Origin of the sequence: Polymorphobacter multimanifer (assembly GCF_014205635.1) — a bacterium.
Lineage (GTDB): Bacteria > Pseudomonadota > Alphaproteobacteria > Sphingomonadales > Sphingomonadaceae > Sandarakinorhabdus > Sandarakinorhabdus multimanifer.
In genome coordinates this window covers 60,792-83,008 of sequence record NZ_JACIIV010000001.1, presented here as the reverse complement: position 1 = coordinate 83,008, position 22,217 = coordinate 60,792, and the positions used below count along the sequence as shown (strand labels likewise).

The 22,217-nt window shown below is 66.6% G+C and carries 24 protein-coding genes; 14 read left to right on the top strand and 10 right to left on the bottom strand.

What is annotated here, in order from left to right; genetic code table 11:
- Nucleotides 1-31 precede the first annotated feature (31 nt).
- The 3 genes from FHS79_RS00380 to eno are packed head-to-tail and all read right to left on the bottom strand — an operon-like array spanning nucleotide 32 to nucleotide 5,188.
- Nucleotides 32-2,458, bottom strand: coding sequence for a penicillin-binding protein 1A (locus tag FHS79_RS00380; protein WP_184193634.1), 2,427 nt, complete (start codon nucleotides 2,456-2,458; stop codon nucleotides 32-34).
- Nucleotides 2,459-2,492: 34 nt separating this feature from the next.
- Nucleotides 2,493-3,911: an N-acetylmuramoyl-L-alanine amidase gene (locus FHS79_RS00375; protein WP_243452539.1), complete on the bottom strand. Its 1,419-nt coding sequence runs from the start codon at nucleotides 3,909-3,911 to the stop codon at nucleotides 2,493-2,495.
- Complete coding sequence (gene eno / locus FHS79_RS00370) at nucleotides 3,908-5,188, bottom strand: phosphopyruvate hydratase (RefSeq protein WP_184193631.1); 1,281 nt, start codon at nucleotides 5,186-5,188, stop codon at nucleotides 3,908-3,910. The genes FHS79_RS00375 and eno overlap by 4 nt, the downstream gene beginning before the upstream one ends.
- Nucleotides 5,189-5,327: 139 nt before the next feature.
- Between eno and FHS79_RS00365 the strand changes: the two genes are divergently transcribed.
- From FHS79_RS00365 to FHS79_RS00335, 7 genes are read left to right on the top strand one after another with little or no spacing between them, the layout of a single operon-like run.
- On the top strand, nucleotides 5,328-5,720 hold the full coding sequence (locus FHS79_RS00365; RefSeq protein ID WP_184193628.1) for a hypothetical protein: 393 nt from the start codon (nucleotides 5,328-5,330) through the stop codon (nucleotides 5,718-5,720).
- Nucleotides 5,717-6,151 carry a phage holin family protein gene (locus FHS79_RS00360; RefSeq protein WP_184193625.1) on the top strand — a complete coding sequence of 145 codons (435 nt, stop codon included), beginning with the start codon at nucleotides 5,717-5,719 and terminating at the stop codon, nucleotides 6,149-6,151. Before FHS79_RS00365 ends, FHS79_RS00360 begins: the two co-directional genes overlap by 4 nt.
- Entirely contained in the window at nucleotides 6,141-6,623 is a 483-nt protein-coding gene (locus tag FHS79_RS00355; protein WP_184193622.1) for a DUF3618 domain-containing protein, read from the top strand. The genes FHS79_RS00360 and FHS79_RS00355 overlap by 11 nt, the downstream gene beginning before the upstream one ends.
- A gap of 59 nt (nucleotides 6,624-6,682) precedes the next feature.
- Nucleotides 6,683-7,315, top strand: coding sequence for an MlaC/ttg2D family ABC transporter substrate-binding protein (locus tag FHS79_RS00350; RefSeq protein ID WP_184193619.1), 633 nt, complete (start codon nucleotides 6,683-6,685; stop codon nucleotides 7,313-7,315).
- Nucleotides 7,316-7,318: 3 nt separating this feature from the next.
- Nucleotides 7,319-7,882: a gamma carbonic anhydrase family protein gene (locus FHS79_RS00345; RefSeq protein WP_184193616.1), complete on the top strand. Its 564-nt coding sequence runs from the start codon at nucleotides 7,319-7,321 to the stop codon at nucleotides 7,880-7,882.
- 33 nt (nucleotides 7,883-7,915) lie between these two features.
- Nucleotides 7,916-8,125 (top strand): DUF4170 domain-containing protein, encoded by a 210-nt coding sequence (locus FHS79_RS00340; protein WP_184193613.1) that lies wholly within the window; start codon nucleotides 7,916-7,918, stop codon nucleotides 8,123-8,125.
- Between the two features lie 54 nt (nucleotides 8,126-8,179).
- Entirely contained in the window at nucleotides 8,180-9,751 is a 1,572-nt protein-coding gene (locus FHS79_RS00335) for an AMP-binding protein (protein ID WP_184193610.1), read from the top strand.
- A 305-nt stretch (nucleotides 9,752-10,056) separates the two neighbouring features.
- On the opposite strand, the gene FHS79_RS18600 is transcribed toward FHS79_RS00335, so the two are convergent.
- From FHS79_RS18600 to FHS79_RS00310, 5 genes are all read right to left on the bottom strand, one after another.
- Nucleotides 10,057-10,713, bottom strand: a complete 657-nt coding sequence (locus tag FHS79_RS18600; protein WP_184193607.1) for a PEPxxWA-CTERM sorting domain-containing protein — start codon at nucleotides 10,711-10,713, stop codon at nucleotides 10,057-10,059.
- 576 nt (nucleotides 10,714-11,289) lie between these two features.
- Nucleotides 11,290-11,880, bottom strand: coding sequence for a fasciclin domain-containing protein (locus tag FHS79_RS00325; RefSeq protein ID WP_184193604.1), 591 nt, complete (start codon nucleotides 11,878-11,880; stop codon nucleotides 11,290-11,292).
- Between the two features lie 214 nt (nucleotides 11,881-12,094).
- The gene (locus tag FHS79_RS00320; RefSeq protein WP_184193601.1) at nucleotides 12,095-12,739 is read right to left on the bottom strand and encodes a hypothetical protein; all 645 of its coding nucleotides are present in this window, start codon (nucleotides 12,737-12,739) and stop codon (nucleotides 12,095-12,097) included.
- A 215-nt stretch (nucleotides 12,740-12,954) separates the two neighbouring features.
- Nucleotides 12,955-13,191, bottom strand: coding sequence for a 50S ribosomal protein L31 (gene rpmE / locus FHS79_RS00315; RefSeq protein WP_184193599.1), 237 nt, complete (start codon nucleotides 13,189-13,191; stop codon nucleotides 12,955-12,957).
- A gap of 84 nt (nucleotides 13,192-13,275) precedes the next feature.
- Nucleotides 13,276-13,704, bottom strand: coding sequence for a PaaI family thioesterase (locus FHS79_RS00310; protein ID WP_184193596.1), 429 nt, complete (start codon nucleotides 13,702-13,704; stop codon nucleotides 13,276-13,278).
- A 76-nt stretch (nucleotides 13,705-13,780) separates the two neighbouring features.
- Between FHS79_RS00310 and FHS79_RS00305 the strand changes: the two genes are divergently transcribed.
- The 5 genes from FHS79_RS00305 to FHS79_RS00285 are packed head-to-tail and all read left to right on the top strand — an operon-like array spanning nucleotide 13,781 to nucleotide 18,957.
- Complete coding sequence (locus tag FHS79_RS00305; RefSeq protein ID WP_184193593.1) at nucleotides 13,781-14,131, top strand: winged helix-turn-helix transcriptional regulator; 351 nt, start codon at nucleotides 13,781-13,783, stop codon at nucleotides 14,129-14,131.
- Nucleotides 14,132-14,162: 31 nt separating this feature from the next.
- Nucleotides 14,163-15,737: a carboxyl transferase domain-containing protein gene (locus tag FHS79_RS00300; protein WP_184193591.1), complete on the top strand. Its 1,575-nt coding sequence runs from the start codon at nucleotides 14,163-14,165 to the stop codon at nucleotides 15,735-15,737.
- Nucleotides 15,738-15,741: 4 nt separating this feature from the next.
- Entirely contained in the window at nucleotides 15,742-16,530 is a 789-nt protein-coding gene (locus FHS79_RS00295; protein ID WP_184193588.1) for an enoyl-CoA hydratase-related protein, read from the top strand.
- A 25-nt stretch (nucleotides 16,531-16,555) separates the two neighbouring features.
- Nucleotides 16,556-17,008, top strand: coding sequence for a Cif family virulence factor (locus tag FHS79_RS00290; RefSeq protein ID WP_184193585.1), 453 nt, complete (start codon nucleotides 16,556-16,558; stop codon nucleotides 17,006-17,008).
- A complete protein-coding gene (locus FHS79_RS00285) occupies nucleotides 17,005-18,957 on the top strand; it encodes an acetyl/propionyl/methylcrotonyl-CoA carboxylase subunit alpha (RefSeq protein ID WP_184193582.1) in 1,953 nt (650 codons plus the stop codon). The genes FHS79_RS00290 and FHS79_RS00285 overlap by 4 nt, the downstream gene beginning before the upstream one ends.
- Nucleotides 18,958-18,959: 2 nt before the next feature.
- Here FHS79_RS00285 and FHS79_RS00280 read toward each other — a convergent pair whose 3' ends face one another.
- Complete coding sequence (locus tag FHS79_RS00280) at nucleotides 18,960-19,421, bottom strand: hypothetical protein (protein WP_184193579.1); 462 nt, start codon at nucleotides 19,419-19,421, stop codon at nucleotides 18,960-18,962.
- A 14-nt stretch (nucleotides 19,422-19,435) separates the two neighbouring features.
- A complete protein-coding gene (locus FHS79_RS00275; protein ID WP_243452538.1) occupies nucleotides 19,436-19,795 on the bottom strand; it encodes a helix-turn-helix transcriptional regulator in 360 nt (119 codons plus the stop codon).
- Between FHS79_RS00275 and FHS79_RS00270 the strand changes: the two genes are divergently transcribed.
- On the top strand, nucleotides 19,766-20,932 hold the full coding sequence (locus FHS79_RS00270) for an isovaleryl-CoA dehydrogenase (RefSeq protein WP_184193576.1): 1,167 nt from the start codon (nucleotides 19,766-19,768) through the stop codon (nucleotides 20,930-20,932). The genes FHS79_RS00275 and FHS79_RS00270 overlap by 30 nt on opposite strands.
- An 11-nt stretch (nucleotides 20,933-20,943) precedes the next feature.
- Nucleotides 20,944-22,179: a glutamate carboxypeptidase gene (locus FHS79_RS00265; protein ID WP_184193573.1), complete on the top strand. Its 1,236-nt coding sequence runs from the start codon at nucleotides 20,944-20,946 to the stop codon at nucleotides 22,177-22,179.
- The last annotated feature ends 38 nt before the right edge of the window (nucleotides 22,180-22,217 follow it).

Genomic DNA, 22,217 nt, shown 5'->3' with positions numbered 1-22,217 from the left:
ATCGTCCTTCGAAAATTCGCGAGCGCGGTCTCTAGTAAATCCCGCCGCTGTTGGAAAGGAATTCGGCATCCGATCGCACCCGCCCGCCCGCCGCGGCCCCGCGGCGCGCGCCGCTGGCGCCCACCCGCCGCGGCTCGCTGTCGGGCTTGAACGCTTCCCAGATCACCCCCGCCTTCGGGTCGTTGCCGGTCGGCCAGGCACCGAACACCCGCTTGCCCGACCGCCGGTCGATCCGCACCATGCGGATGCCGGGCGGGATCACGAACGGCCGCTTCTCGGCATCCTTCAGCGCCACCTTGGCAAAATCGAGCCAGATCGGCCCCGCCGTGTTGCCGCCCTGCACATAGCCGCCGAGGTTGCGCGGCTGGTCATAGCCAAGATACAGCCCCGCCACGAGATCCTGTGTGCCGCCGATGAACCAGGCGTCCTTCGGGCCACTGGTGGTGCCGGTCTTGCCCGCCAGCGGCCGTTCGAGCACGCGCAGCCGCGTCGCCGTCCCGCGCGTCACCACGCCCTCCATCAGATGTACCGTCTGATAGGCAGTACGCGGGTCGATCACCTGCACCACCCGGCCGCTCGGCCGCGGCATCGCCTCGCCGTTCCAGTCATCCGCCACGCAGCCGACACAACTGCGCGTGTCGCGGCGGTAGATCACCTTGCCGTCACGGTCCTGCACCATGTCGATCAAGCTCGGCTCCAGCTTGCGCCCGGCGTTGAACAGCTGCGCATAGGCATTGGTCAGCTTCATCACCGTGGTCTCGCCCGCCCCCAGCGCAAACGCCAGCTGGGCGGGATAATCGCCGATGCCCAGCGCCTTGGCCTGGGCAGCCACCTTGTCCATCCCCGTCGAATAGCCCAGCCGCACCGTCATCAGGTTGCGGCTCTGCTCCAGCCCCCAGCGCAGCGTCTGCGGCCCGGCGCTGCTGCCGCCGAAGTTGCGGAAGCACTTCTGCCCCAGCCGCCGCGTCTGGAACACGCAGAACGGCCCATCCACCACGATCGAAGACGGCGTGAAGCCATTGTCGAGTGCGGTCGCATAGACGATCGGCTTGAAGGTCGATCCCGGCTGACGCTTCGCCTGTGTCGCCCGGTTGAAGCTCTGCGCCCGCGCATCGAAGCCGCCCACCATCGCGAACACCCGGCCGGTGTGCGGGTCCTCAGCCACGAAGCCGCCGGAAATCTCGGGCGCCTGCCGCAGCTGCCACCCGTTTCCCCCGGCTTTCGTCACCACGATCACATCGCCCGGCTTCATCGCTTGCGCCGCACTCTGGTTGGTGTTGCGCAGCTTCAGGCTCGCCGCATAGGCCGGCAGCGTGGCCTCGCTGCCGTCGGTAAACCCGATCGTCACGCCGCTCCCCGCCCGCGCCAGCACCACCGCCTTGCGCCAGCTGTCATAGCCCGTCGGCACCATCGTTCGCGCCAGCCGCGAAGGCCACCCATCGCCGATCTCGATCGTCGCTGCCGGCCCGCGCCAGGCCCGGCCGCGCTCGAAGCGCACCAGCCCGCCCCGCAACGCATCCTCGGCGGCATCCTGCATCATCGGGTCGAGCGACGTGCGGATCCACAGCCCGCCGCCATACACGCTGTTGCGCCCGCCGCCCGGCTTGTCGGCAGCGTCGATATCCTCGCCGAACTGGTCGATGAGCAAGCGGCGCACATCCTCGATGAAATAGTCGCCCGCCCGGCTCGGCCCCATCCCGCGGTTGGCCACCGCCACCAGCGGCGTCGCATTCGCCGCAGCGCGCTCGGCCGCCGTGATATGGCCGTCCTCCTCCATCCGCCCCAGCACATAGGCGCGACGCCCCAGCGCGCGCTCCTGCTGGCTCACCGGCGAATAGGTGGAAGGCGCCTTGGGCAAAATCGCCAGATACGCCATTTCGGCCAGGTTCAGCCCCGATGCCGGCTTGCCGAAATAGGCCTGCGCCGCCGCTTCCACGCCATAGGCGTTGCGGCCCAGAAAGATCTGGTTGAGGTAAATCTCTAGGATCTGCTGCTTGCTAAACACCGATTCCAGCCGATACGCGACCACCGCCTCGCGCAGCTTGCGCGTCAGCGTCACCTCGTTGCCGATGATGCCCTTGGCCACCTGCTGGGTAATGGTGGAGGCCCCCACCGGCCGACGCCCGGTGAACTGCGATTCGATGTTGGTGAACACCGCGCCCACGATGCCGAGATAATCGAGCCCGCCATGGCTGAAGAAGCTCTTGTCCTCCGCCGACACATAGGCCTGTACCAGCTGCGGCGGAATCTCGTTGTACGGCAAATAGATGCGCCGCTCGCGCATGAAGGTGGAGACGACCTCGCCATTCACATCGCGCACTGTCGAGGGAAGTGCGGGCGCATATCGCGCCAGCTCATCCTCGCCCGGCAGGTCGCGCAGCACCGAAGCCACGAGCACCGCACCGAGCCCGGCCAGCACCAGCAGGACCACGCCTCCAAGAATCAACCAACGCCGCATTGTCGGATACCCCTAGGTGCTGGCGCCACAAACTTCAATTGCCGAGCAGGTGCCGCTCGATGGCGCGCGCAATGCCCTCGGCAATCTTCTTCTGACCCGAGCTCGAAAACAGGAAGTCGGCATCCTCGCCGTTCGACACATAGCCCGTCTCCAGCAGCACGCTCGGCACATCGGGCGCCTTCAACACCATGAAGCCGGCAAAATGGTGGAAGGTCGACCGAAAGCGGATGCCCGATGACTGGGGTTGCGACAGCGACCCCTGCAGCGTCTCGGCAAACTGCACCGACACATCGGTGGTGCCGCGTCGCGACAGGTCGATGAGAATGTCGCTCACCTCGGGCGCCTCGACGCCCAGGTTGATGCCACCAATGATGTCCGCCTTGTTCTCGCGCGCCGCCAGCCGCGCCGCCACCGCATCCGACGCGGTGCTGGACAGCGTATAAACGCTCGCCCCGCGCGCCTCCTGGTTGAGCGCTGCATCGGCATGGACCGAGATGAACAGGTCGGCCCGCGCCCGCTGCGCGATCAGCGCGCGCCCGCCCAGCGGGATGAAGCGATCATCGTCGCGCGTCAGCCGCACCCGCACCCGGCCGTTCTTCTCGAGGATTCGCGCCGTCGCCTTGACGATCGCCAGCGTCACATCCTTCTCATAGCCACCGCGCACCGAAATCGCGCCCACATCCTTGCCGCCGTGTCCGGCATCGAGCACCACCAGCGGCTTGCCCCCGCTCCGCGATCGCACCGCTGGCCTGTTCACGACAGCGGGCGCTGGTGCGGGGGCAGTTGAAGGCGGCGTCGAAGGCGGCGGCGAAGATGGCGGCGGCGTCGGTGCCGGCTCGGGCAAGGCTGGCGGCTGCGGTTGCGTCTGAACGGGAGTCGCTGCCGTCGGCACGCCGACACCGGCAGTCGTTGTTGCTGCGTAGGGCACGGCAGATGGGGCGGCCGATGGCGTGGAAGTCGGCATTGCCGGAAGCGGCCGCGCCCCGGCTGCGGGCGCAATCACGATGTCGAGCTTCGCCGGCGCCCGCGTCACCCCCAGCGGCGACCGCCCCGCCTTCGCCGCGGCGTCGAATTCGGCGCGCGTCGCCCGGCGCAGCGTCAGGATCAAGGATCGGTCGGTCGCCTGCGCGCTCACCAGCAGCACCGGCGCATCGAGGTCCAGCACCAGCCGCGCCACACCAGGGGAAAATGCCGCCAGCCGCATCTGCCGCACGCTGCCGGCGCCCGGCGCCATCATCGCGCCTGCCACCACCGCCGGCAGGTCGATCACCAGCCGGTCGGGTCCGGCGAGCGCAAAGGCGTGCCCGGCCGCCACCGGGCCATCGCTCGTCACCGTCACCACCGCCGGCACCGCCGACACGCCGGTCAGCGTCGCCGCCGCCGCCGGCCCCGCCAGAAGCAGCGCAGCAAGCAGCGCCAGCAACCGGCCCAGAAGCCGGCCCAGCACGGTCATCGCGTCATCAACACCGATCGCCCTGCATAGCGCGCGCTGCTGCCCAGCTCCTGCTCGATGCGGATCAGCTGGTTGTACTTCGCCAGCCGGTCGGAGCGCGCGAGGCTGCCGGTCTTGATCTGGCCGCAGCCGCACGCCACCGCCAGGTCGGCAATCGTCGAATCCTCGGTCTCGCCCGAGCGGTGGCTCATCACCGTGCGGTAGCGCGCGCGGTGCGCCATCTCCACCGCCACCAGCGTCTCGGTCAGCGTGCCGATCTGGTTGACCTTCACCAGCAGCGCATTCGCAAGGCCTTCCTCGATTCCGTCGGCCAGCCGCGCCGGATTGGTCACGAACAGATCATCGCCCACCAGCTGCACAGTGTTGCCCAGCCGCTCGGTCAGCAGCTTCCAGCCGTGCCGGTCATCCTCGGCCATGCCATCCTCGATCGACAGGATCGGATAGTCCGCCGCCAGCGCCGCCAGATAATCGGTCATCCCCGCACCATCGAGGCTCAGCCCCTCACCCGCCAGCACATAGCGGCCGTCGTGGTAAAACTCGGTCGCCGCCGCATCGAGCGCCAGCCAGACCTCCTGGCCCGCCTTGAACCCGGCCTTCTCCACCGCTGCCATGATGAAATCGAGGGCAGCGCGCGTGCCGGCGAGGTTCGGCGCAAAGCCGCCCTCGTCGCCCACCGAGGTCGAATGCCCCGCCTGCTTGAGTGCTGCCTTCAGCACGTGGAAGATCTCCGCCCCCCAGCGAACCGCCTCGGCAATCGACCCGGCCATCACCGGCATCACCATGAATTCCTGGATGTCGATCGGGTTGTCGGCATGCGCGCCGCCATTGATGATGTTCATCATCGGCACCGGCAAAAGGCTCGCCTGCACCCCGCCCACATAGCGGTGCAGCGGCAGCCCGCGTGCATCGGCGGCCGCCCGCGCCACCGCAAGGCTCACCCCGAGAATCGCATTGGCTCCGAGCCGGCTCTTGTTCTCGGTGCCGTCGAGCGCGATCAGCGCTGCGTCGATTTCGGCCTGCTCCTCGCCGTCCATCCCCGAAAGCGCATCGAGAATCTCGCCGTTCACCGCCGCCACCGCATCGAGCACGCCCTTGCCCTGGTAGCGGCCCTTGTCGCCGTCGCGCCGCTCCACGGCTTCATGCGCGCCCGTCGAGGCGCCCGACGGCACGGCAGCGCGGCCGAGCGAGCCATCCTCCAGCACCACATCGACTTCCACCGTCGGGTTGCCGCGGCTATCGAGGATTTCGCGCCCGATGATGTCGATGATCGCGGTCATGTGCTGCTCCCGAAAGCTGTCTGTGGCACCCGCGCAATTGAACGGGTATCGTTGGCGCATCATCTACCGGGGGCAGCGCGCTCCGGCAACCAGGCCCGCAACCAGCAGCGCCTTTCGGCGTTACAACGAGGAGATCAACATGAACAACGAACCCCTCGATCCAACCAGGAGCACGCCTGTGACGTCTGAAAAGCCGCAATCCGGCACCATCTTGTCCGGTGCCGAAAACCGGATTTACGATTTCGCCGAAGACGCCAAGGTCGAGATCGCCAAGTCGATGAACGGCCTTGTCGTCTCCGCGCACAACTGGGCTGCGAATCTCGACAGCATGGCGGGTGCGCCCGTGGGCGATCTCGCACGACAGGCCGCCGACCTGCTCGGCTCCATCCAGCGTGGCCTCGAGGAGAAGCCGGTCAGCGAGCTGGTCGCCGATGGCGAGGCGCTCATCCGCCGCCAGCCGGGCATAGCGCTCGGCGTTGCAGTCGCGGGTGGCTTCCTTCTCGCGCGAATGGTGCGATCGGGCAAGGAATGACGGAAACATCACCCGATCCGCAGCGGCCGGACACGACCGACCCGTTGCTGGCGCTGGTGCGCCGCGTGCCAGCCGAAGTGCAGGCGCTGCTTGCTGCCGAGGTCCAGCTCGCCACGGCCGAGCTGCGGCAGAACGTCGGCAAGCTCGTGCTGGCGGTGGCGATCATCCTTGCAGGTGGAATCATGGCCGGCGTCGCAGGCATTGCCGTGCTCGGCGCGATCGTGGCTGCGCTTGCACCGCTGGTCGGCCCGGTCTGGAGCTCGCTCATCACCGCTGCCGCCGCCCTGCTCATCGGCGGCGCCCTCATCATGCTCGGGCTGTCGCGCATCCGCAGTGCCCCCCTTGCACCGCACCGGGCAATTGCCAATCTTAAGCAGCATGCCGACTCGATCAACTTTCTGAAAGCCAGGGATACCGACCATGAGCGCTGAATCCGTCTCCCGACTGGCCGCTGATGCTCAAATGAAGCAACAGCAGCTCGGCTCCACCATCGCCGAGCTCAAGACCCGCGCCAATCCCGAAGCGCTGATGGCCGATGCGCTGGACACCGCGAGCATCCAGGGCCAGCGCCTCTTGAGCAAGACCAAGGATACGGTCTCGGCACACCCCATTGCCATCGGCGCCGCTGTCGCAGCACTCGGTCTTGCGCTCTTCACCCGCAGCACACTGGCCAACGCCACGGTCGATCTCGGCGATGGCGCCGATTACACCGACTATGACGACAGCTATGACAGCCGCAGCTACATCCCCCAGTCTGCCGTCTCGCAGGAGCCCGCCTCGCCATCGACCCCCATCTCGCTCGACAGCATCGAGAAGGCCATCGCGGGCAACCCGGTGCTCTCCGTCGTCCTGGGCCTGGCCGCCGGCGCCCTGCTCAGCGCCGTCACCCCGAAGGCAAAGTAACCCCCGGTTCACAGCCGATGCTTCACAAGGGCTGCATGATCAGCCCTACGGAGAACAAGATGCGTTCCTTCATCATTGCCGGTGCCCTCGCACTCGGCACACTGCCCCTCGCCTTTGCAGCCGCCCCTGCCGCTGCCCAGTCGGCCCCTGCCGCCGACCCCGCCGCTAGCGCCTTCATCGAGAAGCTCGCCGCCGATGCCTTCGGCGTGCTCCGCAACAGCTCGCTCAGCAAGGCGGAAGGCCGTACCCAGTTCCGCACCCTGTTGCAGACCAATGTCGCCCTCACCGATATCGGCAATCGCCTCATCCGCAGGCACCGCGCCGAAATCACCCCGGCGCAGCTCCAGGCATATCAGCAGGCGTTCCCCGAGTTCATCCTCAACGCCTATGCCGACCGGCTCTACGATTATCAGGATGCCAGCATCAAGCTGATGCGCGCCAACCCGCGCGGCCCCTTCACCGAGGTTCACACCCGCGTCCAGCGCCCCGGCGCCCAGCCCGTCGACGCCATCTGGCAGGTCAAGAAGACGCCGCAGGGCCGCTACCAGGTCAACAACCTCACCGTCTCCAACATCAACCTCTCGATCACCCAGGAGGCGGACTTCAGCCAGCAGATCAAGGCCAAGGGCTTCGATTCGCTCATCGCCTTCCTCAAGTCCGCCAACGCGCGCTCGGCCGCAGACCGCGCCTGACGCATGACAAGCCGTATCGAGCTGGCGGAGAGCGCCTATGTGCACCCCTCCGCCCAGCTCTACGGCCATGTCAGCTTGGGCGAGCGCAGCTCCATCTGGTGCAACGCCGTCATCCGCTCCGAAATCGCCCATGTCGAAATCGGCGAGGGCAGCAACATCCAGGATTTCGTGATGGTCCACACCGATCCGGGCAAACCCGTCCGGATCGGTGCCTATTGCTCCATCACCCACCACGCCACGCTGCACGGCTGCACCATCGAGGATCATGTCCTCATCGGCATCAACGCCACCATCTACAACGGCGCCCACATCGGCGCCGGCTCGATCATCGGCCAGCACGCCTATGTGAAAGACAAAATGGTCGTGCCCCCGAACAGCATCGTCGTCGGCAGCCCGGCAAGGATCATCCGCACGCAGGACAATCGCCTCCCCAACCGCATCAACGCCGAATTCTATATCCGCAACGCCGCCGAATATGCCCGCGGCAACCACCGCGCCTGGGATGGCCCCGAATTCGACGCCTGGTTTCAGACCCTCACCGCCCGCCTCGCGTCCGAATACAGCTGACAAAACCCCTCTCGCCCGGCTAGAGACGCGCCCATGGACAAATTGCACCTCGTCTTCGGCGGCCGCGTCGCCGATCCCCAGACCACCGATTTCATCGAGCCGGACAAGCTCGATGTCATCGGCATCTTCCCCAGCTACGCCCTCGCCGAACAGGCCTGGCGCAGTGCAGCCCAGCGCACCGTCGACGACGCCACGATGAAATACGTCGTCGTCCACCTGCACCGGCTTCTCGAACCAAAATAGGGAGGCTTGGCCTCCCCTCTCCCCTGCCCTAGTTTCCGGCCAAGGAGAGAGATCATGAGCTTCAGCTTCGGTGCCATCTTCGCCGCTGGCAGCGGCCAGGTCGATCCAGCGCGCCCCGCCCTCATCCATGGCGACCGCACCATCGGCTGGGGCGCGTTCCACCGCCGCACCACCAACCTCGCCGCGCACATGCTGGCACACGGCGCACAGGCCGGCGACCGCCTCGCCCACCTGATGCGCAACTCGCCGGCCTATCTCGAAACCACCGTCGCCGGCTTCCGCGCCCGCCTCGTCCACGTCAACATCAACTACCGCTACACGGCTGAGGAGCTGTTCTACATCCTCGACAATTCCGAAAGCACCGTCCTCGTCTTCGACGCGGATTTCGCCGAGCTGGTGGAAAGCATCCGTCCCCGGCTCACCCACATCAAGCTCTACGTTCAGGTCGGCGGCGAAAACCCGAGCTGGGCGCAGGATTACGAAACCCTCGTCGAAACCGATCTCCCCCTGCCCGAGCAAGCCCATAGCGGCGAAGACATGCTCTTCATCTACACCGGCGGCACCACCGGCATGCCCAAGGGGGTAATGTGGGACCAGGCCGATCTCTTCACCCTGCTCGGCGGCGCGCTCAATGATCCCGAGACCGGACAGCCCGCCGCGCTGGCGGACCACGCCGCCACCATGGCCACCGGCCTCGCAGCGCGCCGCAGCCTCATCCTGCCGCCGCTCATGCACGGCACCGGCTATCTCATCGGCATCTTCACCCTCGTCACCGGCGGCACCGTCGTCACCCTCCCCGGCACCAGCCTTGATGGCGCCGCCGCCGCCCGCGCCTGCGCGGAGCACAGCTGCACCTTCGCCACACTGGTGGGGGATGCCTTCGGCCGCCCCCTGCTCGCCGCCCTCGATGCCGGCCATGGCAGCATCGCCAGCCTCGTCGGCATCCTCTCCTCGGGCACCATGTGGTCGCCCGAAATCAAGGCCGGCCTCCTCCGCCACGCGCCAAACGCCGCCCTTGTCGATGCCCTAAGCTCGTCCGAGGCGCTGGGCATGGGCAGCAGTGTGCAAACCAGCGCCAACGCCGGAGCCGCGACCGTCTTCACCCCCACCGACACCAACAGCCTGATCCTCGACGACAATCTACACCCCGTCGCCGACGGCGAAATGGGCCGCCTCGCCCGCGCCGGCCTGCTGCCGCGCGGCTATTGGAAGGACGAAGCCAAATCCGCCGCCACCTTCCCGGTGATAAACGGCACCCGCTACTCCATCCCCGGCGATTTCGCGGTCAAGAACCCCGATGGCAGCTTCACCCTCATGGGCCGCGGCAGCCAGTGCATCAACACCGCCGGCGAAAAGGTCTTTCCCGAAGAAGTCGAGGAAACCCTCAAGACCCACGCCCACGTCACCGACGCCCTCGTCTTCGGCGTCCCCGATCCGCAATGGGGCCAGGCCGTCACCGCCGTCGTCGAAGCCCCCGAAGGCACCGACGTGTTCGAGCTGCAAGCCCACGCCCGCCAGCATCTGGCGGGCTACAAGGTGCCCAAGCGGATCGTCGTGGTGGCGAAGTGTCCGCGCGCGCCGAACGGCAAGGCGGATTATGCGGGGGCGCGGGCTTTGGTGGGGTGAGGCGACTCGCTTCTCCCCTCCGGCCCACCCCAAAGGCCCGGCCTTCACCGTCGCCCCGGGCTTGTCCCGGGGCCCAAGAAATGGCTTGGCTTAGCATGGCCACCAACGCCTCCGGCGGGCAAGGGACTCGTCCCCTGCACCCCTGAAATCTGGCCAGAGCGCCAGCCCTTACCCCCGGGACCGTCCCGAAGCCCCCTGCCCGGCCTAATCCAACGCCCAGCCGCGTCGGGCTGGCGCCGGGCTCGCCCGGGGCTACCCCCGGGGGCCTGAGCCCCCCCGCCAAGGTGGCGGGAGGGGCCGACGGATCAGGCGTTGACGCTGGTGGTGCGGCGACGGCGGGATGCGGCGCCGACGAGGCCGAAGCCAGCGATAAGCATCGCCCAGCTTGAGGGCTCCGGGATGACATCGGTGCCCGAGGTGGTGATGTCGAGGCTCCAGCCGCCGGCGATGGTGCCAATATCGGCAGCAAAGGTATCGGCAGTCAGCAGCGTCCAGGTGCCGTTGGCGCTGAGACCGTTGAAGCCGCTGAACGACGTGAGATTGTCGAAAGAAGTGAACAAGAATCCACTGAAGTTCGACGGCAGATAGGTACCCGAGGTGATCGGGCCGAGGCCAAAAAAGGATTGCGGCAGTTGCTGCGTCGCGGCGTCGCTGAACGTGAGGTCGACGCCGCTGATGTCGGTGCTGCCGCCGGCATTGCTCAAGAAGACGAAGCCGACGCCGGCCTCCGTGTTGAGCAGGCCCATGACAAGATCGTCGGGAAACGTGTGGCTCAGCCCGGAGAAACTCAGCGTAAGATCGGTAATTGTGCCGGTGGTGCCGGCGATGGTGATGTTGCTTTCGACTTCAGCGAAATCCGGGATCTCGATTGGCGTGGGATTGGAATAAACAACCGCGGCGGCGGGCGCCGACGCCAGTGTGAAAGCAGCAAGTGGAACAAGACTACGGACAATCATGATCAATACCCCCTAATACGAACGACCGTTGCAGCGGTCGCGATGCGCCGGCTGGCGAAGCTCCGTTGTCACTTCCCCATCTTGTTCTCGTTGACTTGCTCAAACTAACGCAGGTGCTTCAAAGCTTGGTTGCCGAATCACCAAGCATCATCAAAGGTTAACATGAATGCACAGGGTTGCAAAAATTGGTTGCGGCTGCACCCGGTGAACTGGCTCTGCAACCCTGCAACCTGGCCAGTGGACAGGCCCCTGCCGTCATCCCGGCATGGTCCCGAAGCCCCCTGCGCGGCCTCACCCCAAACCCGAACCACCCCCCGTCGCCCCGGGCTTTTCCCGCGGACCAAGCACCGGCTGGGTCGCCGCCCTCGGACCCGATCGACCGACGCCTGGATCACTTGTCCGTGGCCTCGGTACTGTTAAGGCGCTTGGAGGATCGAAAAGCAGCATAGAAGTGTAGACGCAAAAAAAATCTGAGCCGGGTTCAGCGCTGCTGAAACCGTGCCGGCTCAGCCCCAAAAACAAAAGGCGAGCCCCGCTCCCGCGGCGCCCGCCTTCGTCCGGTCCAAACTGGACCCGTAAAGCTTACTTCGGCATCACCACCGTATCGATCACATGGATCAGACCGTTGGACGCCGCCACATCGGTCGACGTGACCTTGGACGTGTTGCCGGCCGCATCGGTCAGCACCACGCCGCCATCGACGATCTTAGCCGTCAGCGTCGCACCGTTGACCGTCGTGATCACATAACCCGCGTCACCCGCAGCCGTGATGGCCGAGGTCAGCGTGGCCGCATCGACCGAGCCCGGGACGACATGATAGGTCAGGATCGCCTTCAGCGTTTCCTTGTCGGTCGTGGTCAGCTTTTCCACTGTGCCGGCAGGCAGCTTGGCAAAGGCAGCATTGGTCGGCGCGAAGACCGTGAACGGACCAGGGCCCGAAAGCGTCTCACCCAGCTCAGCCGCCGTCACTGCGGTCACCAGCGTCGAGAAATCGGGGTTGCCCTGCGCCACCACGACAATGTTGCCGGCAGCGGCCGCATCGACCGGAGCAGCTGTGGTTTCGTCGACAACAACCGTGGTATCCGCAGTCGTGGTCTCGGCGGCCTTTTCGCCGGAGCAGGCGGCCAATGCGAGCGCAGCGACCGAAGCGAGCGTGAGGTGGATGATTTTCATAGGCAGTTCCTTGGCAATGGCCCGAAGGCGGGGAGGATGCGGACGCAGCAACGGGTCCGATGCGCCCGCAACTATCTCAAAATACGAAGATCAGCTAGCCACGGTCTGGGGTGAGCCCTCCCACCAGGCCGGATAGAGACCAATAGCCGCAGCCTCGCCGTGCCTCTCCAATGCCGGACTTGCTGCGCCAGCGGCCATCAGAGACCGGCCGCCATTATCGCTCGCTATAGCTCAGCCAGTTCGTCGGGCAGGCCGCAACAGCCATGGGCTTGGCCTGCTCACCCGCAACCGTCCAGCACTCGCTGAAGATGGAGCAGTAGCAGGCACGGACATGGATGCGGGGCCGAACTGCATCGAGCTCATCGACCATCGGCACATTGGCCGGAACATCGGGCAAGCTCAGAAACTCTACCGCCTGCCCCGGCCGCAGCGCCACATTGGCAATCGGCCTGGTGCGAAGCTGCGCCGAGCGGTTGTTGTCAAAGCCACAGCACGCCGCAAGCAGCTCCTGCGGCGATCGAACGATGCGGCGATCGTATCGCACCTCGACCGGCCCCAGCAACGCCGGCCCCAGGCCGTTGTTGGTGAAGGCAAAGGCGATGCGGCGCTCGCCGGTGTCCGAATAGTTGCTGCTGCTGAAGGCCACGAAAGGCCAGGTCGCTGCCTGCTGGATGCGCTCGGTGGCGCCGGCCTGAATATAGGTCCCATAGGCAACCACCAGCGAGATCAACACCGCCGGCACGCCGATCAACAACTGCCCCGCCATCGCGAACGGCAGCCAGCGTGCCACCCGCAGCAGGAGCGCGGCATCGACCGGTGGGGCCTTTGCGGCGGTGTCTTCGGGCGGATCGGGCTGCACGGCGGAACGTTAGCAGCGAAGGTTTTGGGCACAACGTGCATTTTTGGCGGGAGGGCGCCTTGGTGGGCGCACGAAAAAAGTCGCGGCAAAGCCGCGGCTGACGCCTGCCCCGGCGCAGGCCGGGGTCAGACGGGATCGGCGGTCTAAGTGACCGCCGCCCCGCTGGCCGATCGTGCGCCGAGCCGGCGTTTAGCTTGCGCTAAACGCGCGCCGGCTCACTTGTTATTCGCAGCCAGACCAAAGCCCGAGAAGCGCTTGTTGAAGCGCGCCACCTGGCCACCGGCATCGAGCATCTTGCCCGCACCGCCAACCCAGGCCGGATGCGAGGTGGGGTCGATCTCCAGCGTCATCAGATCGCCTTCCTTCCCCCAGGTCGTGCGCGTCTGATACTCATGGCCGTCGGTCATGCGGACGGTGATCATGTGAGTGGTCGGGTGAATGCCGGACTTCATTGCAAATCTGCCTTCTCATATGCGGCCGGTACCAACCGGCCTGAGCGAAGGCGGGCGCATAGCCCAGCACCGCGCCAAACGCAACTACCCCACCGGCACGATGGCCGCCGTCGCCACCGCGCACAGCACCGGCTTCACCCCCTCCGCCTCGCTCCAGACCTCGGCGCGCACCACCACCTGCCGCCGGCCGGGCTTCACCACCAGCCCCCGCGCGCGAAGCCTCGTGCCCTTCGCCGGCGCCACGAAATGGATCGTGTAGCTCCCCGTCACGACATCCCCCGCCAGGCTCGCCGCTGCCCAGGCGCAGGCATTGTCCGCCATCAGCCCCACGATCGCACCATGCGCATAGCCATGGTGCTGCGTCATCTCCGGCCGCACCGTCACAACCAGCTCCGCCTCGCCCTCCCACACCTTGAGCGGCTCCACCCCGGCCCAGCTCGAAAACCCAGATTTCGCCACCGCCACGGTCTTCATATAGCCCAACGCCTCGGCCTCAGTCGCAAACACCGCCATCACTCGCCTCCATTCAGTCTGGAATACAGACTTATGGCCTCTTCGCAACGCCCTGCCAAGCGCGTATCTTCAGCCAATGAAGGCCTATGTCCCCTCGCGCTCCCCCTGCCCCATCGGCCGCGCCTCACGGCTGCTGGGAGATCGCTGGGTGCTGCTCATCCTTCGCGAGGCCTTTCTCGGCGTCGATCGCTTCGAGGGCTTTGTGGATCGTCTCGGCATCTCCCGCGCCGCCCTCACCTCGCGCCTCGGCTGGCTCGTCGAAGCCGGGCTGATGGAGCGCCTGCCGCCGCAAGCTCCCCGCGCCACCTACCGCCTCACCCAGGCTGGCGAGGCCCTCGCCCCCACCATGGCAGCGCTGCGCATATGGGGAGACGCCTGGCTTCCCCCAAAAGCGAAAGACGGCGAATCCACCTCACCCACCGCTTGAGCAACGCCCCGCAAAGCGCCATAGCAACGCCATGCCCCGCATCGGCCAACCCCTCCCCCCCGCCAGCGCCAGCAACGCCGCCGCCATGGCCGAGCTTGTCGCCGATCTCCATCGCCTCGTGGGCCGCATCGCCGAAGGCGGCCCCGAATCCTCACGCGAGCGCCACACCGCCCGCGGCAAGCTCCTCCCCCGCCACCGCGTCGAGGCCATCCTCGATCCAGGCTCGGCCTTCCTCGAAATCGGCCAACTCGCCGCGCACGACGTTTATGGCGAAGATGTCCCCGCCGCCGGCCTCATCGCCGGCATCGGCCAGGTCGAAGGCCGCCTCTGCGTCATCGCCGCCAACGACGCCACGGTGAAGGGCGGCAGCTACTACCCCCTCACCGTCAAGAAGCACCTCCGCGCGCAGGAGATCGCCGCGCAAAACCACCTGCCCTGCCTCTATCTGGTGGACAGCGGCGGCGCCAACCTCCCCCGCCAGGATCAGGTCTTCCCCGATCGCGATCATTTCGGCCGCATCTTCTTCAACCAGGCCAACATGAGCGCGCAGGGCATCGCCCAGATCGCGCTGGTCCTCGGCAGCTGCACCGCCGGCGGCGCCTATGTCCCCGCCATGGCCGACGAATCGATCATCGTCCGCGATCAGGGCACCATCTTCCTCGGCGGCCCGCCGCTGGTGAAGGCCGCGACCGGCGAGGACGTCACCGCCGAGGAGTTGGGCGGCGGCGATGTCCACACCCGCCTGTCCGGCGTCGCCGATCACCTCGCCGAAAACGACGAGGATGCCATCGCCATCGCAAGGCGGATCGTCAGCACCCTGCCATGCCCCCCGACATACCCTTCACGCCCCCCCAGCGCCCCCCGCTTCGACCCGTCAGACCTCCACGCCCTCGCCCCCATCGACCCCCGGCACCCCATCGATGTCCATGAAATCATTGCCCGCCTGGTCGATGAGAGCGAATTTCAACCCTTCAAACCCCGCTTCGGCGAGACTTTGGTGTGCGGTTTCGCCCATATCGAAGGCATGCCCGTCGCCATCATCGCCAACAACGGCATCCTGTTTTCCGAGAGCGCCCAAAAGGGCGCCCACTTCATCGAGCTCGCCTGCGCCCGCAAGATCCCGCTGCTTTTCCTCCAGAATATCAGCGGCTTCATGGTCGGCAAACGCTACGAGAATGAAGGCATCGCCCGCCACGGCGCCAAACTCGTCACCGCCGTAGCCTGCGCCGCCGTCCCGAAGATCACCATCGTCATCGGCGGCAGCTATGGTGCCGGCAACTACGGCATGTGCGGAAGGGCCTACAGCCCAAATTTCCTCTGGATGTGGCCCAATGCCCGCATCAGTGTCATGGGCGGCGAGCAAGCCGCCAGCGTCCTCGCCACGGTCAAGTCCGGCGGCTTCAAGAATGCCGCCGATGAGGAAGCCTTCAAGGCACCGATTCGTGAACAATATGAACGGAAAGGCCATCCCTATTACGCCAGCGCCCGCCTCTGGGACGATGGCATCATCGACCCCGCCGACACCCGGCGCGTCATCGCCCTCAGTCTCGCCGCTTCCCTGCAAAAACCCATCCCGGACACGAAGTTCGGGACGTTCCGGATGTAATTCCATGGGCTTGACCACGCATATAGACGCTGCCGGCATTGCGCACGTCACCCTCGCCCGACCCGAGCGCCACAACGCCTTCGACGAAGCGCTGATCGCCACCCTTGAAGACACCTTCCGCACCCTCGGCACCGACCCCGCGGTGCGCGCCATTGTCCTCAGCGGCGAAGGCAAATCCTTCTGCGCCGGCGCCGATGTCAACTGGATGCGCCGCGCCGCCGACTTCACGCCTGAGCAAAATCAGCAGGATGCGCTTAAGCTCTCAGACATGCTGGCAACCATCAACGCCTGCCCCAAGCCGGTCATCGCCCGCGTTCACGGCGCCGTTTCCGGCGGCGGGGTCGGGCTGGTGGCGTGCGCGGACATGGTCGTCGCCGAGGAAGGCACGACCTTCCGCCTCTCCGAAGTCCGCCTTGGCCTCACCCCCGCCACCATCTCTCCCTTCGTCATCGCCAAGATCGGCGCCTCCCACGCCCGCCGCCTCTTCCTCACCGCCGAGCCCTTCGGCCCCGAAATGGCGCAGCGCATCGGCCTCTCCCACGAAACCGCGATCGACCGCGACGCTGCCCAGGCACAAATAACCGTCTGGCTCAGCCACTTGCAGGCCGCTGCTCCCGGCGCTGTCGCCGATGCGAAGGCGCTCGTCGCCACCATCAGCGGCGAGCGGATCACCGACACCCTCCGCACCGAAACCGCCACCCGCATTGCTGCCCGCCGCACCAGTCCCGAAGGCCGCGAAGGCCTGCGCGCCTTCCTCGAGAAGCGTGCGCCGGACTGGAACCGCCTCGACTGACAGCCCCCACCAAAGGCCCCTGCCCATGCTCAAGCCGCTCGCCGCCGCCCTCCTCCTCCTCGCCACCCCGGCCGCCGCGGCCCAGCGCGACGATGTCCTCGCCGTGGTCGAAGCCGCCCTGCGCGCCGTCAACACAGGTGACGCCGCCCTCATCGAGCAGGTCATGGTCCCGGAAGCGATCAGCGTCGCGCAGAACTACAACAAGGCCGACGACAGCCTGCGCACCCGCACCATGAGCCGCGCGCAGATGGCGGAATCCTTCCGCACCCCCGGCCGGCCCCCTGTCGACGAGCGCATCCAGAACCCTACCGTGCTGATCCAGCGCGATCTCGCGCATGTCTGGTCCCCCTACACGATCGATGTCGGCGGCAAGCGCCTCCATTGCGGCATCGACAGCTTCGGCCTCGCCAAGGTCGACGGCGCCTGGAAGCTCACCAGCCTCACCTGGACCGCCGAGCCGAACGGTTGCCCGAAATGAAGAAGCTCCTCATCGCCAACCGCGGCGAAATCGCCCGCCGCATCATCCGCACCGCGCATGCCATGGGCATCGAGACGGTAGCGCTCCACGCCGACGCCGATGCTGCCTCGCCGCATGTGCGCGAGGCAACCGAGGCGGTGAGCCTCGGGCCGGACTCCGCGCGCCCCTATCTGAACGCCGAGCGGATCATCGCCATCGCCCGACAGACGGACTCGCAAGCCATTCACCCCGGCTACGGCTTTCTCTCCGAAAATGCCGATTTCGCCGCTGCCGTGGCGGCTGCCGGGCTGATCTTCGTCGGCCCGCCGAGTGCGGCCATCCGCGCCATGGCCTTAAAGGACGCCGCCAAGTCCTTGATGAAAAAGGCTGGGGTCCCCGTCACGCCCGGCTACCAGGGGATGGACCAGAGCCTCATCCGGCTCCAGCGCGCCGCCGAGGCGATCGGCTTTCCGCTCCTCATCAAGGCCGTCGCCGGCGGCGGCGGCAAGGGCATGCGCGCCGTCACCGAGGCCGCCGGCTTCCAGGATGCGCTGATGGCTGCCCAGCGCGAAGGTGAAGCCAGCTTCAGCAATGCCGCGGTGCTGCTCGAAAAGCTCGTCCGCCGGCCGCGCCATGTCGAGGTGCAGGTGTTCGCCGATTCCCACGGCAATGTCGTCCACCTCCACGAGCGCGATTGCTCGCTGCAGCGCCGCCACCAGAAGGTGATCGAGGAGGCCCCCGCCCCCGGCCTGTCGGAGCGGCTGCGCCACATGCTCGGCGTCGCCGCCGTCACCGCCGCCACGGCGATCGACTATCGCAACGCCGGCACGGTCGAGTTTCTGCTCGATCTCGACGATGTCGACTCCCATGGCGACCCCGCCTTCTACTTCATGGAGATGAACACCCGCCTCCAGGTCGAGCATCCCGTCACCGAGGCCATCACCGGCGTCGATCTCGTCGAATGGCAGCTCCGCGTCGCGCGCGGCGAGCCGCTGCCACTGGCGCAGGACGAGATCCAGGCGACCGGCCATGCCGTTGAAGCGCGGCTGTACGCCGAGGATGCCGATGGCGGCTTTCTGCCGAGCACCGGCACCATCGAGGCGCTGCGCTTTCCGCCCGCACTCCGCGTCGACACCGGCATCGAGCAGGGCAGCCGCATCGGCCTCGATTATGATCCGATGATTGCCAAGGTCATCGCCCAGGGTGCGACGCGAGAAGAGGCACTTGCCACCCTCACAGCCGGCCTCGATGCCACGGTGGTGACGGGGCTCAAGTCCAACCGCGCCTTTCTCGCCCGCCTCGCCAGCCACCCGGCGTTCGTGGCCGGCGATTTTGATACCGGGTTCATCGCCACTCACGCAACGGCGCTGCTCCCATCGACCGAGCCCGTCCCCGAGGTGGTGCTGGCATTCGCCGCCGCAGCTCTCGGTACCCCGCCCGTAGCCGGCGCAAGCGCTTTCGGACAAGCCTTCCGGCTCAATCTGCCGCTCGAAACGCATGTGCGGCTATGGGCGGGCGACGCGCTGCACGCCATCAGCGTCCGCGCGGTGGCAGGGCGGCTGCGGCTGGCAGGGCTGGAGACAATCGGTGAGGTTGCGCTGCGCCTGCTGCCCGATGGCCGCCACCGGCTGCAAAGCGGTCGCGGCTATTTCTCAGCCTATCTCCACATCACCCCCCAAGCCATTGAAGTCAGGCTCGATGGGCAGAGCTGGACCCTTGCCCGCCAGGCGCCCCCCAAGGCCGTCGCAGGGGCCCGCTCGGGCCAGCTGCGGGCGCCCATGCCCGGCCGGGTGCTCAGCCTCGATATTGCCTTGGGCGAATCAGTAGAGGTCGGCCAGCGCCTTGCGATTCTCGAAGCGATGAAGATGGAGCATCGGCTGCTCAGCCCTGCAGTCGGCATCATCACCGCGCTCAACATCAGCGCCGGGGACCAGGTGGCCGATGGCATGGTGCTCCTCGAAATCGGCTGATCTCAGTCGCTGCCAAGCTCTTCGGACCGGTCGCGGAACGCCAGGATCATGCCGGGCAGCGCCATCGACACCAGCACGAACACCGTGAGGATCTCCACGATATCGGGCACCTCCGGCAGCCACATCCCGATCTTGCCGCCGATCTCCAGGTAGACCATCGACGCCAGCAGCACGCCGACCATGATCTGGTGGGTCAGCACGAATGCGCGGTCGCGCTCGGCGCGTTGCCGTTCATCGAGCATGGCATCGCTCGCCTGCGCCTGTTGGCCATGGCTGCCCAGAAACAGCAGGATCGCCCCGAGCAGCGACATGATCTTGACGATCCCCAGCGTGATGTCGATCGCCCTCGGCAGCGCGGGATTGGTCAAATCGATCAGATAGCTGGCGGTCAGCGCCCCCAGCACCAGGACGGAAAGCCGCCGCGCTGTCCGCGCCGACATGCTGATCGTTCCCGTCTGTGTCATGCCTTGTCTCCCGGTTAGGTCCCACCAAGCTGCTCAGCCAGCGGCGCGAAGGGCTTCAACGAAAACAGCATTTCCACCGGCACCTCGAACACCGCGGCCAATTTGAACGCCAGCTCGAGGCTCGGCCCATATTGCCCACGCTCGAGAAACCCGATCGTCTGCGGATTGACGCTGACAAGCTCGGCAAGTTCGCGCCGCGACAATCCGCGTTCGGCTCGAAACAGCGACAACCTGTTGTGAAGATGATCGGAAATGTTCTCACTCATCGCGATTCGTTGTTTAAAAGCAACGTTGCTTATACGCAAGAGCTTTCCTCCGACAAAAGCCGTCGCTATCACGAGCGCATGAACTTCTCCCCCCTCCGCTTCGCCCATGGCGAAACCCTCGACATGCTCCGTGAGAGCGTCCGCGCCTTTGCAGCAGCCGAAATCGCGCCACGCGCCGGCGAGATCGACGCCAGCAACAGCTTTCCCGTCGATCTCTGGAAGAAGATCGGTGATCTTGGCCTGCACGGCATCACCGTGCCGGAGGCTGATGGCGGCGCCGGGCTCGGCTATCTGGCACATGTTATTGCCATCGAGGAGATCAGCCGCGCCTCGGCCTCGGTCGGCCTCTCCTGGGGCGCCCACTCCAACCTCTGCATCAACCAGATCGCGCGTTGGGGCACCGCCGACCAGAAGGCGCGCTACCTTCCCAAGCTCATCAGTGGCGAGCATGTGGGCAGTCTCGCCATGTCCGAGCCGGGCTCGGGCTCGGATGTCGTCTCGATGAAATTGCGTGCCGAAGCAAAGGGTAACGACGCTTACTTGCTCAACGGCAGCAAGTTCTGGATCACCAATGGCCCGGCCGCGAACACGCTGGTCGTCTATGGCAAGACCGATCCGGCCGCCGGCTCGCGTGGCATCACCGCTTTCCTCGTCGAGCGCGGCATGAAGGGCTTCAGCACCGCGCAAAAGCTCGACAAGCTCGGCATGCGCGGCTCGGAAACCTGCGAGCTGGTCTTCGAAGATTGCGAAGTTCCGGCCGAGAATGTGCTCGGCGGCCTCGGCAATGGCGTCAAGGTGCTGATGTCCGGACTCGATTACGAGCGTGTCGTCCTCGCTGGCGGCCCGCTCGGCATCATGGCCGCCTGCCTCGATGTCGTGCTTCCCTATGTCCATGATCGCCAGCAGTTCGGCCAGGCCATCGGCACCTTCCAGCTTATGCAGGGCAAGCTCGCCGACATGTATGTCGCCCAATCCACCGCGCGCGCCTACACCTACGCCGTGGCCGAAGCGTGCGACCGCGGCGAAACCACCCGCAAGGATGCCGCAGGCTGCATCCTTTACGCCGCCGAAAAGGCGACCTGGATGGCGCTCGAAGCCATCCAGTGCCTCGGCGGCAACGGCTATATCAACGACTATCCCACCGGCCGGCTGCTCCGCGATGCCAAGCTCTACGAGATCGGTGCCGGCACCTCGGAGATCCGCCGCTTTCTCGTCGGCCGTGAGCTTTTCGACGAAACCAATTGAAAAGGTTGCCCATGCGCGCGCTCGTCATCGCCGGCCTTCTGGCCGCAACGCCCCTCCATGCTGCCGACCGGCCCGATGCCAAGCTGCTCGCCGCCGCCACCGCGGAAGCGCCCGCGCTCACCCGCACGCTCGAACGTCTCGTCAATATCGAGACCGGCACCGGTGACGCCGAGGGCATGGCGGCAATGGCGTCGCTTCTCGAAGCCGAGCTCAAGCCGATGGGTGCCACCATCGAGCGCATCAAGCCGACCGGCACGGTCAAGGGCGACATCCTGGTGGCCCGCTTCACCGGCAGCGGGCGGGGCAAGCTGCTGCTGCTCAGCCATATGGACACCGTCTATCAGCGCGGCGCGGTCGCCAGGGCTCCCTTCCGCGTCGAGGGCGACAAGGCCTATGGGCCCGGCATTGCCGACGACAAGAGCGGCATCGCCGTCATTCTCCACACGCTCAAACTGCTTGCGCCAAAGGACTATGCCGCCCTCACCATCGCCATCAACACCGATGAGGAGCAAGGCTCGCTGGGTTCGGGCGACACCATCACCGAACTCGCGCGCGGCCAGACGGCGGTGCTCTCCTTCGAGCCCACGATGATGCCCGAGCGGCTGGTGCGCGGCACGTCGGGCACCTCCACCGTCACCCTCAAGATCGCCGGCCGTGCCGCCCATGCCGGCGCCGTGCCCGAGCTCGGTGTCAATGCTCTCACCGAAGCCGCTGCCGTCATCGCACGCACCGTCGATCTCGACCAGGGCCCCGGCAAGCTGCGCTTCAACTGGACAGTGATCGAGCAGGCGCGCCCGGTGCGCAACATCATCCCCGATGATGTCACCCTGGTCGGGGACCTCCGCGTCGGCTCCGAAGCCGATTTCAATGCGTTTTCCACCCTGCTCAAGGAGCGGCTTGCCACACCGAGCCTCAAGGGCGCCAAATACGACCTCACCCTCAGGCTCAACCGCCCGCCGTTCAGCGCCACACCGGCGAGCAACGCCCTGATCGACCGTGCCGTGGCGATCTACGCCAGCCTCGGCCAGGATCTGCAGGTGGAGCCGCGCACCGGCGGCGGCACCGACGCCGGCTATGCGGCCCGCGCCGGCGTCCCGGTGATCGAGTCGCTCGGCCTGCCCGGTTACGGCTATCATTCCTCGGCTGCCGAATATGTCCATCTCGAAGCCGTGCCGCGCCGCCTCTACCTCGCCGCCAGTCTCATCCGCCAGCTTGGCCGCCAGCTTGGCCGCCAGCTCGGCCGCTGACCAACCGACCCGGAACCGCCACGGGCAAAGCGCATTGG